This window comes from Mesorhizobium sp. M2C.T.Ca.TU.002.02.1.1 (assembly GCF_003997225.1).
Genome location: NZ_RZTO01000114.1, coordinates 1 through 11,125, shown reverse-complemented (window position 1 = coordinate 11,125; position 11,125 = coordinate 1). Strand labels below are relative to the sequence as shown.

General features: G+C 64.1%; 12 protein-coding genes and 1 pseudogene. 11 read left to right on the top strand and 2 right to left on the bottom strand.

All coding sequences use genetic code 11. The features are described from left to right. Positions 1-288, top strand: a pseudogene (locus EOD07_RS08900) (hypothetical protein); the annotation flags it as partial. After that, the gene (locus tag EOD07_RS08895) at positions 285-500 is read left to right on the top strand and encodes a hypothetical protein (protein ID WP_127235154.1); all 216 of its coding nucleotides are present in this window, start codon (positions 285-287) and stop codon (positions 498-500) included. The pseudogene EOD07_RS08900 and the gene EOD07_RS08895, both read left to right, overlap by 4 nt. Positions 501-852: 352 nt before the next feature. Here the strand turns inward: EOD07_RS08895 and EOD07_RS08890 are convergent, their stop codons facing one another. Then, positions 853-1,485 carry an isoprenylcysteine carboxylmethyltransferase family protein gene (locus EOD07_RS08890; protein WP_127235153.1) on the bottom strand — a complete coding sequence of 211 codons (633 nt, stop codon included), beginning with the start codon at positions 1,483-1,485 and terminating at the stop codon, positions 853-855. A gap of 210 nt (positions 1,486-1,695) precedes the next feature. Here EOD07_RS08890 and EOD07_RS08885 point away from each other — a divergent pair, with 210 nt between their 5' ends. From EOD07_RS08885 to EOD07_RS08870, 4 genes are all read left to right on the top strand, one after another. Next, on the top strand, positions 1,696-1,950 hold the full coding sequence (locus EOD07_RS08885) for a hypothetical protein (RefSeq protein WP_127235152.1): 255 nt from the start codon (positions 1,696-1,698) through the stop codon (positions 1,948-1,950). Positions 1,951-1,985: 35 nt separating this feature from the next. Beyond that, on the top strand, positions 1,986-2,783 hold the full coding sequence (locus tag EOD07_RS08880; protein WP_127235151.1) for a hypothetical protein: 798 nt from the start codon (positions 1,986-1,988) through the stop codon (positions 2,781-2,783). Between the two features lie 277 nt (positions 2,784-3,060). Then, positions 3,061-3,738 carry a winged helix-turn-helix domain-containing protein gene (locus tag EOD07_RS08875; RefSeq protein ID WP_127235150.1) on the top strand — a complete coding sequence of 226 codons (678 nt, stop codon included), beginning with the start codon at positions 3,061-3,063 and terminating at the stop codon, positions 3,736-3,738. Positions 3,739-3,897: 159 nt separating this feature from the next. Next, positions 3,898-5,292 (top strand): HAMP domain-containing sensor histidine kinase, encoded by a 1,395-nt coding sequence (locus EOD07_RS08870; protein ID WP_127235149.1) that lies wholly within the window; start codon positions 3,898-3,900, stop codon positions 5,290-5,292. 52 nt (positions 5,293-5,344) lie between these two features. Here the strand turns inward: EOD07_RS08870 and EOD07_RS08865 are convergent, their stop codons facing one another. Then, positions 5,345-6,214 (bottom strand): helix-turn-helix domain-containing protein, encoded by an 870-nt coding sequence (locus EOD07_RS08865; protein WP_040988016.1) that lies wholly within the window; start codon positions 6,212-6,214, stop codon positions 5,345-5,347. Between the two features lie 106 nt (positions 6,215-6,320). Between EOD07_RS08865 and EOD07_RS08860 the strand changes: the two genes are divergently transcribed. The 5 genes from EOD07_RS08860 to EOD07_RS08840 all read left to right on the top strand — a co-directional run. Next, on the top strand, positions 6,321-7,589 hold the full coding sequence (locus EOD07_RS08860) for an ABC transporter substrate-binding protein (RefSeq protein ID WP_127235148.1): 1,269 nt from the start codon (positions 6,321-6,323) through the stop codon (positions 7,587-7,589). A 182-nt stretch (positions 7,590-7,771) separates the two neighbouring features. Beyond that, entirely contained in the window at positions 7,772-8,632 is an 861-nt protein-coding gene (locus EOD07_RS08855; RefSeq protein WP_127235147.1) for a sugar ABC transporter permease, read from the top strand. A gap of 13 nt (positions 8,633-8,645) precedes the next feature. Further along, positions 8,646-9,482: a carbohydrate ABC transporter permease gene (locus EOD07_RS08850; RefSeq protein ID WP_127235146.1), complete on the top strand. Its 837-nt coding sequence runs from the start codon at positions 8,646-8,648 to the stop codon at positions 9,480-9,482. Between the two features lie 11 nt (positions 9,483-9,493). Further along, positions 9,494-10,579 carry a sn-glycerol-3-phosphate ABC transporter ATP-binding protein UgpC gene (ugpC, locus tag EOD07_RS08845; protein ID WP_127235145.1) on the top strand — a complete coding sequence of 362 codons (1,086 nt, stop codon included), beginning with the start codon at positions 9,494-9,496 and terminating at the stop codon, positions 10,577-10,579. 58 nt (positions 10,580-10,637) lie between these two features. Beyond that, the coding region (locus tag EOD07_RS08840) for a Gfo/Idh/MocA family oxidoreductase (protein WP_164772134.1) at positions 10,638-11,125 on the top strand (488 nt) is incomplete at its 3' end.

Here is an 11,125-nt window from a genome sequence, read left to right as displayed (position 1 = left end):
CTCTATGCCGGCTTCGGCGCGCTGGCGGCCTTCGTGCTGGTGATGCTGATCGGTCTCGCCGTGCACCGGCCCCTGGCGCGCGTGCCGGAAAATTCGTTGAAATTCGTCGTCGGGTTGATGCTGACCAGCTTCGGCGTGTTCTGGACCGGCGAGGGCCTCGGCGCCGAATGGCCGGGCGCCGACCTCGCTCTGCTCGCCATCTTCGCCGTCATTGCCGCCGCGTCCTTCGCCATCGTGCGCTGGCTGCGCGGCGTTTACTCCGCGCCCGTTGAAGGAATTGCCCGATGAGCGTGATCCGTCTTGTCTTCAAGGAGCTGATCGGCATGTTCGTCGACGACGGCAGCCTGGCGTTGCTGGCGCTGATCCTGATCGCGCTGATCGCCGCCGCGGTGAAGCTATTGGCGCTGCCGCCGCTCGTCGGCGGCGTCCTGCTTCTCGCCGGCTGCCTGGCAATTCTTCTGGAAAGCACGCGCCGCGCCGCGCGCGGCAAGGCGCGCTGACCGGCGTTTGCGCTCACCCAAATCAGCGCAAACGCTGGAGATTGGCTGAAGCGTACATCGCGATCGTCATCCACGGGCGGAGCGACGCGAAGCGGAGCGCAGACCCGAGGATCCATTCCGTGACCTTGGCCGTGGAACGCAGCGGTGCAGAAAAGAGGATCATACCGCTGGCGCTGCAGCGCCAAGGTCTGCGTCGCTGTGACGCCTCGAAGTCACGGAATGGATCCTCGGGTCTGCGCGCGTCGCTTCGCTCCTTGCTCCGCCCGTGGATGACGAACGGAGGGGCGTTTCGGCCAATCTCCAAGGCATGCCAACGCAAACGGAACCGACCGGTCAAATTCGCGCCGCGCAACTAATAGACCGTGAAAAGCGTCGGCAGGTGACCGCTGAGGCGGACATACTCCACCGCCTCGATGATTGGGAACAAAGCCAGGAAATAGAGCCCGTCGCGGAACGTGTTCCGCAGCGCGCTCGTCGAAAACAGCCACTGCGCCTCGTCGCGGTAAAGCAGCGGATTCGGCCAGAAGGACGGCGTGCGTTCGGCATAGGCCGCGTAAGCGGAGCCGAATTTGCCGGCGAGGTACTCGGCCTCCTTGCGCGCGGTGAAGCGGAAGACGAGGAAGCTCGCCAGGCCGAGCATGACGGCCGCCAGCGCAGAGCCGAACATCAGCCCGATGCCGGCCGCGCCGACGGTCGAGAAGAAATAGAGCGGATTGCGGGTCATCGAGAACGGACCGGAGACGATCAGCTCGTCATTCTTCCTGCCGCCGACGAAGAGGATGCTCCACAGCCGGCCGAGGAAGCAGATCAGCACCATCGCGAAGCCGATCGTCTCGACGATCTCGTGCCCGTCCGAGCCTTCGGCCAGCGCCGGCTTGCTGAACAGAAGCAGGATCAGGGCGAGCACGGCGGCCACCTGAACGACGATCAGGCGCTTGTGCTGGTCGAACGCTTTCGGCGCCGATTTGAGGGACGTGTAGGCCATTCTTGCTCACCGCTCCGGCGCCGACGGGGACGCCAAGGCTTCTCTAGCCCTTCCGCCGCGCAATGACGAGACCCGACGGATTTTTTTGGCCGACCTTACGAATTTGTAAGGGTGCGGACAGGCTGCGGTGAATTCGCCTGCCTAGCCTGACGATCGCCGCCAAACGCAATTTTCGGGCGGCGAATGGATCATCGCCGTCAGGATAGGATCATGAACAGATTTGCCCTTGCCTTCGCCTTTGCCGCCACCGCGATCGCCGCCCCCATGGCTTCGGCCGTTGCCGCTCCGCCCTGCGAGACCGCGCTGAAGGACCTGCGCGCCGCCGAAGCCAAGGCGACGCTCAACGATACCGACAAGAACAAGGTTTCGGAGCTGGAGACCAAGGGCATCGAGCGCTGCAACGCCGACGACGACAAGCGCGCCGACGACTTCTTCGCCCAGGCCATGAAGATTGTCGGCAAGTGATCGGCGGAGGGGCCGGAAATGGACATCGCCCGGAAATGAACATCGCCAAGACCGCAACAATCGTTGAACACGATTCCGAATTGAACCGGGTCCCGGACGTCACCGTCGATTTCTGGCTGATCAAGATCATGGCGGTGACCATGGGCGAGACCGCGGCCGACTATCTCGCCGTCAATCTCGGCCTCGGCCTTACCGTCACGTCGCTCATCATGACCGGCATCCTGATTGTCGCGCTCGTTCTGCAGTTTGCGCAGAAACGCTACGTGCCCTGGGCCTACTGGCTCGCCGTCGTCCTGATCAGCATCGTCGGCACCCTGGTCACCGACAATCTCGTCGACAATTTCGGCGTGCGGCTGGAGACGACGACCATCGTCTTTTCGGTCGTGCTGGCGCTGACTTTCATCGCCTGGTACGCTAGCGAAAAGACCCTGTCGATCCATACCATCTTCACCACCAGGCGCGAAATCTTCTACTGGCTGGCGATCCTCTTCACCTTCTCGCTCGGCACCGCTGCCGGCGATCTGGTGGCCGAGCGCTTCGACCTCGGCTATCTCACCACCGGCCTCATCTTCGGCGGCGTGATCGCGGCGATCGCGCTTGCCTGGTTCTTCCTTGGCCTCAACGGCATCCTCGCCTTCTGGCTCGCCTATATCCTCACCCGGCCGTTCGGCGCCTCCTTCGGCGACCTGCTTTCGCAGCCGGCGGAATATGGCGGCATGGGCTTCGGCACCACCTTCACCAGCCTGACCTTCCTCGGCTGCATCGTGGTCATCGTTCTCTATATGACGCTGAAGAGGCTGATCGACGAGGACGAACAGGCCCTGCTCGATTGAAAGCACTGCACAGGGATTTTGACCGTCGGCTCTGTTTGCGTTGGCTGGCGGCATGCGTTGGAGATTGGCCGGAATGCCCATCGCGATCGTTGAGGGCGGCAGCCGCGTCGTGCCTGTCGCTAAAACGGCTCTCGCAAGAATGTGTAGCGGTCTTCGCTCCGGCAACGCGTAAAAACAGATGGTTAGAGCAAACGAGGACACAGAGGCCGGCCTGGAAAAAGCCGCAGCCGGCGCTACCATGCCGGTGAGGTTGAGGCGGCAAGGACAGCACGGGGCGATGCGACTTTTGCTTGTTGAGGACGATCCGAGAACCGCCGACTATATCGTCAGGGGACTGACCGAGGCCGGCCATGTCTGCGATTTGCTGCGCGACGGCCATGATGGCCTCTTCGCCGCGACCCGCAACGCCTATGACGTGATCGTCGCCGACCGCATGGTGCCCGGCCTCGACGGCCTGTCGATGATCAAGGCGGTGCGCGCCGCCGGCATCCATACGCCGGCCATCTTCCTGACCTCGATCGGCGGCGTCGACGACCGCGTCGAGGGCCTGGAAGCGGGCGGCGACGACTATCTGGTCAAGCCCTTCGCCTTTTCCGAACTGCTTGCCCGCATAAACGCGCTCGGCCGCCGGCCGGCGGCGCAGGAGCAGAAGACGGCCCTGCGCGTCGCCGATCTCGAGATGGATCTGATCCAGCGCCGCGTGACCCGGCAGGGCCAGCCGATCGACCTGCAGCCGCGCGAGTTCAGCCTGCTCGAAGTGCTGATGCGCGGCGAAGGCCGCGTCATCACCCGCACCATGCTGCTGGAGCGCGTCTGGGATTTTCATTTCGACCCCAAGACCAGCGTCGTCGAGACGCATATCAGCCGGCTCAGGGCCAAGGTCGACAGGCCCTTCGACGTGCCGCTGATCCACACCGTGCGCAACACCGGCTACAGCCTGCATGTTCCCGCTTGAAGCGGTTCGGCATTTGATAGATTCGCCGACCTGCTCTAACTCTCTGTTTTCACGCAATTCCGGATGGAAAACCGCTATGCGCTTCTCCTGGAATTGCCGCAGGAGGTTTGAACGCATGCGCGGCTCCGGGATCGGCGCGTCGCCGGTCATGAGTTTGGGATGAGCGAGGCCCGCTCCCGCCTGCTGCGCAGCACGCCGTTCAGGCTGGCGCTGACCTTCGCCTTCCTGTTCCTGCTTGCCTTCATCCTGTCCGGCGCGGTCGTCTATCAACTGATGAGCGCCTCGCTTGCCAGGCAGCTCGACCAGTCGATCAAGGAGACCTACTCCCTCATCGCCGCGACCCATGCCGAGAGCGACGAGGAGGATCTCGTCTCCACCGTCAGGGACCATGCCCAGTTCAGCCAGGACAAGGACGAGATCTTTTCCCTCACGGATCGGAACGGCAACCGCCTCGCCGGGGATTTCGCCGCCGCCGGCCTGCCGGACGGCTTTTCGATGTTCGCCGCCGACTTGCCGGGTGTGCCGGCGGGCACCGAATACCGCGCTTACTCAGGCACGGTCGGCGACAACAATCTGACGGTCGCCTTCTCGCTCTCGGAAACCGAGGATCTCGAAAGGATCGTGCTGATGAGCTTCGGCTGGGCGACGCTCTTCATCACCGTCCTGGCGATCGGCGGCGGCGCCGTGCTTGCCTCGCGGGTCCAGCGGCGCCTCGACGGCATCGCCAGCACCATGGTCGACGTCTCGCATGGCCGGCTCGACGCGCGCATCCCGCTGATCGGCAATGGCGACGACATCGACGCCGTCTCCGCCCAGGTGAATGCGGCGCTCGAGCGCCTGTCGGCCCTGGTCGACGGCATGCGCGAAGTGAGCGCCAACATCGCCCATGATCTCAAGACGCCGCTCAACCGGCTGCAGATGATCCTGGAATCCGCCGCCGACAAGACGGTGTCGGGTGAGGATGTCTCCACCGAGCTGATCGACGCCCGCGCCGAAAGCCAGCAGATCAACAGCACGTTCGACGCGCTTCTGCGCATCGCCCAGATCGAGGCCGGCGCCCGCAAGGCGCGCTTCGTCGATCTCGATGTCGGGCCGGTCGTCGAGACCATCGGCGAAGTCTATGCCGATGTCGCCGAGGACGACGGCAAGTCCCTGTCCACGACGATCGTTCCGGGTACGAAATGGTATGTGCACGGCGACCGCGACCTGCTCATGCAGATGCTGGCCAATCTGGTCGAGAACGCGCTCAGGCATTGCCCGCCGGGCACCGCGATCGAGCTGTCGGTGACCGGCGGAGGCGGCCACGTCCTCATTCACGTCCGCGACAACGGCCCGGGCATCCCCGCCGAGGAGCGCGAAAAGGTGTTCCGCCGGCTCTACCGGCTGGATGCCAGCCGCACCACTCCGGGCAGCGGCTTGGGCCTCAGCCTCGTCAAGGCGGTGGCCGACCTGCATGGCGCCGAGATAACGCTGGAGGACCGCAATCCGGGTCTCGGCGTGACCGTCAGCTTTCCGGCTGTGCGAGCCCGGGAAGCCCCAACGTCTTCATTCTAGGGTCTCCGTGACGGAGCTTCGCTTCCCGCTCCGCTCGAGAATGACGACCATCTTACCGCGCGGCGCCCGCCCTGCGGAAATCGGAAGGCGACATGCCGGCGAGCTTGCGGAACGATTTGTTGAAGGCGCTGAGCGAGCCGAAGCCCGATTCCATCGCGACCCTCAAGACATTCGCATCCTCATGCATCAGAAGCGCCTGCGCGTAGCTCAGGCGCAAGAGGTTGACATATTCGTTGAGCGTCATCCCGGTCGATTTCTTGAACAGGCTCATCGCGTATTTGGGATGGATGTCGGCAGCCGCGGCGATGGTCACGCAGTCGATGTCGTAGAGGAAATTCTCGGCGATGAAATCGCACATGCGCCCGACATTGCGCGAGGACTGCTGGTCGAAGGCATTGCCGGCGCCTTGCCCGGCCAGCCTTTCCGGCACCAGCCGGTAAGGCTCGAAACGCACCCGCTCGAGCCGCAGGAGCAGCTCGTTGACGGCGTGCTCGGCCCTGGCCGGATCGCCCGAGCGCGCATATTCGTTCCAGCGCTTGAAATTGTCGTTATCCGACTGGTCGGTGGCGTCGGTCACCAGCGTCGCGCCGGTCATCAGCCGGTGGCGTATGTCGGCCGGCAGATGCAGGCGGAAGAAATGCACCAGAGGCAGATGCGCGCCGGCATAGATCGCGTCGTCGGAGAGGTCGTCCATCTGGTGCGGCAGGCCGCCCCAGAACAGGCACATCTCGCCGGCCGAGAGCGCGATCTCGTGCTCGGCCATGCGGTAATGCACCGATCCCTGGACGATGAAGTTCACTTCCACCTGGGCGTGCCAATGCGGCTTCAGCATCACCAGCGGGTGGTTGTGGAACATCTGCAGCATGAGCGGCAGTCCTTCGACGCTGCTCGCGCCGGGCTGGTAGAACGGACGCTCCGGCATCTTACTTTCCGCCAACTTCTTATTCCCTTCGACGGGGACAAGCCTTCCGCGCCGCATAGTCTAGCCACGCTCACAGTGAGAGAGCAAATGAAATGGGAGGATTTCAATGCGCACTACACTGACCTGCGCCGCGCTTATGCTTGCCCTGGGTTCCGGCCCGGCCCTGGCGCAGTCCGGCGAGATCACCATCTGGAGCTGGAACATCGCCGCCTCGTCGCTGAAGGCGACGGTCGAGGGCTTCAACAAGAAATACCCCGACATCAAGGTCACCGTTCAGGACCTCGGCAACCAGCCGACCTATGACAAGTCGATCGCCGGCTGCGCCGCCGGCGGCGTCGGCCTGCCCGACATCGTCTCGATCGAGAACGGCGAGGCGGAGAACTACTGGAGCCAGTTCCCAGACTGCTTCGTCGACCTGCACACGCTGGGCTACACGGCGGAGGATCAGAAGAAATTCCCCGACTTCAAGCGGACCGAGCTCGAAGTCGGCGACAAGGCCTATGCCATGCCCTGGGATTCCGGCCCGGTCGCCGTCTTCTATCGCCGCGACTTCTACGAGAAGGCCGGCGTCGACCCGGCCTCGATCAAGACCTGGGACGATTTCATCGCCGCCGGCAAGAAGATCCAGGCCGCCAATCCGGGCGTGTCGATGACCAATGCCGATTTCAACGGCGACACCGAATTCTTCCGCATGATCTCCAACGAGCAGGGCTGCGGCTATTTCGCCGAGGACGGCCAGTCGATCACCGTGGCCGAGCCGAAATGCGTCGACGCCATGACCAAGGTCAAGGAGATGAAGGACGCCGGCATCGTCTCGTCGGCCGACTGGTCGACCAAGATCACCAACAACACCGCCGGCACCGTCGCCAGCCAGGTCTATGGCGGCTGGTATGAGGGCACGATCCGCACCGAATCGCCCAAGGAAAGCGGCAAATGGGGCGTCTACCTGATGCCGAGCCTGACCGCCGACGGCCCGCGCGCCGCCAATCTCGGCGGCTCGTCCTTGGCCATCACCTCGGCCTCGAAGAACAAGGAGGCGGCTTACGCCTATCTCAAATACACGCTGGAGACCAATGAAGGCCAGATCACCATGCTGAAGGATTTCGGCCTGGTGCCGTCGCTGGTCTCGGCGCTCGACGATCCTTACGTCGCACAGGGTCAGGAATATTGGGGCGGCCAGCCGGTGTGGAAGGACATCCTGGCGACGCTGCCCAAGGTGGTGCCGAGCCGCGGCACGCAATTCCAGAGCGACGCCGAGATCATCCTGCGCGCCGTGCAAACCAAATATCTGGCCAACGGCTACCCCGACGCCAAGGCCGCGCTCGACGACGCCGCCAAGCAGATCGCCGCCGCGACAGGTTTGCCGGTTAAGTAGGCGCCGCTTTTTACCTTCTCCCCTTGTGGGAGAAGGTGGATCGGCGCGCAGCGCCGAGACGGATGAGGGGTGTTCCAGGGAATGCCAACGTCTCACTCCGCTGGAACACCCCTCATCCGGCCGCTTCGCGGCCACCTTCTCCCGCAGGGGGAGAAGGGAAAGACAGAGAAAGGAGGAAGCCGATGCGCACGCAGAACGCCACCGCGTACCGCTTCCTCACGCCCTATCTCTTGATCTTCGCCATCTTCTGGATCTGGCCGATCATCTCGTCCTTCCTGATCTCCTTCCAGGCGACGCGCACCGTGCCGTGGCGCTTCGCGCCAGCCTTCAACTGGGGCCGCCTGGTCGGCGACCCCGCCTTCTACAACGCGCTGAAGAACACGCTGCTGATCCTGGTCATCCAGGTGCCGGTGATGATTGCGCTGGCGATCGTCATGGCGGTGCTTCTGAACTCGCCGCTCTTGAAGGCGCGCGGCCTCTACCGCTTCGCCTTCTTCGCTCCGGTGGTGGTCGGCGAGGTCGCCTATTCGGCCGTGTTCCGGCTGATGTTCAGCCTCGATTTCGGCATCGTCAACAAGCTCCTGGAGAGCGTCGGCCTGGCCAAGATCGACTGGTTCTCCAACGTCACGCCGGCCATGGCGCTGATCATGATCGCGGTCACCTGGCGCTGGGCCGGCTACAACGCCATCATCATCCTGGCCGGCCTGCAGTCGATCCCGGAGGACGTCTACGAGGCGGCGACGCTCGACCGTGTCAGCAAACTAAAGCAGTTCTTCTACATCACGCTTCCGCTGCTCAAGCCCGTCATCGTGTTCTGCGCCGTGCTGTCGATCATCGGCACCATGCAGCTCTTCACCGAGCCCTTCCTGATCACCGAGCGCGGCGGGCCGGGCGGCGGCACCGAGACGCTGGGGCTGCTGCTCTACCGCCAGGGTTTCCGGTCGCTCAATTTCGGCTACGCCTCGGCCGTCGCCTACACCATGGCGGGGCTCGCCATCGCGATCACCCTGGTGCAGCTCTGGCTGACGAGGGACCCGAAATGACGGGGGAGCCGAGATGACCTCGCGTTCGCAACGACGGCTCGGGCGCAGCATCGCCCTGCATCTCTTCCTGACGCCGCTGGCGCTGGTCTGGCTGTTCCCGCTGTGGATGATGGTGGTGTTCTCCACCATGCCCGACAACGGCATCTTCAGCCCCGGCATCGAGCTTCTGCCGCACGACAATTTCCTCGACAATGTCGCCAATCTGCAGCGCGACACCAATTTCATCGGCGCCATCGGCATCTCGGTCTCGGTCGCGGTGACCTACACCATCCTTTCGGTGCTGCTCACCTCGATGGCCGGCTGGGCGCTGGCGCGCTACGAATTCCACGGCAAGGGCGCGGTCGTGGCGATCATCTTCGGCACCATCACGCTTCCCTATGCGGTGGTGCTCATCCCGCAATTCATCATGGTGGCGCGCGACTTCGCCCTGGCCAACACCTGGATCGCGCTGATCGTGCCGCCGCTGTTCAATTCGCTCGGCGTGCTCTTCATGCGCCAGGCCTTCTCGATGATGCCGGCCGAATTGTTCGACGCCGCCCGCGTCGAAGGCGTCAAGGAATGGCGTATCTTCCTCTTCGTGGCGCTGCCTTTGGCCCGCCCGATGCTCGCGGCCTTGGCGATCATCCTCTTCCTCGCCTCGTGGAACAACTATCTCTGGCCGCTTTTGATCAACAGCCAGCCCGGCGCGATGACGGCGCCGGTTGCGCTCGGCACGCTGATCGGCCTGACCAAGGTGTCCTGGGGCGGCATCATGGCCGGAGCGGTGATGCTGACCGTGCCGATGCTCATCGTCTTCGTGCTGTTGCAGCGCCATTTCATCGCCGGCATCGCCGCCGGCGCGGTCAAGTAGGAAGGAGCGCAATGGCGGCCGTCACCCTCACCAATGTCATAAAACGCTTCGGCAACTTCGAGGTCGTGCACGGCGCGAACATCGACGTCGCCGACGGCGAGTTCGTCGTCTTCGTCGGCCCCTCCGGCTGCGGCAAGTCCACGCTGCTCCGCATGATAGCCGGGCTGGAGGACATCAGCGGCGGCGACATCGCCATCGGCGGCAAGGTGATGAACGATGTCGAGGCGGCCGACCGCGGCATCGCCATGGTGTTCCAGTCCTACGCGCTCTACCCGCATATGACGGTGGAACAGAACCTCTCCTTCGGACTCCGCATGAACGGCAATCCGAAGGCCGACACCGAGCGCCGTGTGAAGCGCGCGGCCGAGATCCTGCGCATCGACGAATTGATGCAGCGGCGGCCGAAGCAATTGTCCGGCGGCCAGCGCCAGCGCGTCGCCATCGGCCGCGCCATCGTGCGCGAGCCGCAGGTTTTTCTCTTCGACGAACCGCTCTCGAACCTGGACGCCGAGCTCAGAGTCCAGATGCGGGTCGAGATATCGCGCCTGCACAAGGAGCTCGGCGTCACCATGATCTATGTGACGCACGACCAGACCGAGGCGATGACATTGGCCGACCGCATCGTGGTGCTGAAGGCCGGCAATGTCGAACAGATCGGCGCGCCGCTCGACCTTTATGACGACCCGGCCAACCGTTTCGTAGCCGGCTTCATCGGCTCGCCGAAGATGAATTTCCTCAAGGCGAACGTTGTCGAGACGTCCAACAGCGCCGCGATCATCGAGCTCGTCAACCATGGCGGCGCGCGGTTGCGCAAGCCGCTTTGCGAAGCCTTTCCAGCCGTCGGCGCCGAGGTCGTGCTCGGCGTCAGGCCGGAACATTTCTACGAGGCCGGCGAGGGCGATTGCGACATTCCGGTCAAGGCCGACGTCGCCGAGCATCTGGGTTCCGTGAGCTATGTCTACGCCAATGCCGGACCCGAGGAGCTGATCGTCGAACGCGAGGCCTCGCGGCAGCGCGCCGGCGGCGACCATTTCACGGTTTCGATCAAGGCGGAACGCGCGCTGCTCTTCGACAAGAAGGGCGCGCGGATCCGCTGACCCGCACATTTTCTTTTCCGGCATGCCAGGCATGGCGGTGACCCATGGAGCATTCGACATGACATCCAAGAAAATCCGCTGGGGCATTCTCGGGCCCGGCAGCATCGCCAAATCCTTCGCCGGCGGCGTGGCGGGGTCGCGCACCGGCGAGCTGGTGGCGATCGGCGCCCGCAATCCCGCCAAACCAGGCCTCGCCGAAACCTTTCCGGGCGCGCGCATCCTCGACGGCTATGAGGCGCTGCTCGCCGATCCCAACGTTGACGCCGTCTACATTTCGATCCCGCATCCCGGTCACGCCGAATGGGCGATCAAGGCGGCCGAGGCCGGCAAGCATGTCCTATGCGAGAAGCCGTTGGCGCTGACCGCCTTCGAAGCCGACGCCATGATGCACGCCGCGCGCAAGGCCGGCACGTTCCTCGGCGAGGCCTTCATGTACCGGCTGCACCCGCAGACCCTGAAGCTGGTCGAGCTGATCAAGTCCGGCGCCGTCGGCGAGGTCCGCATGATCAAGTCGAGCTTCGGTTTCGCCATGCCGGGTTTCATGCC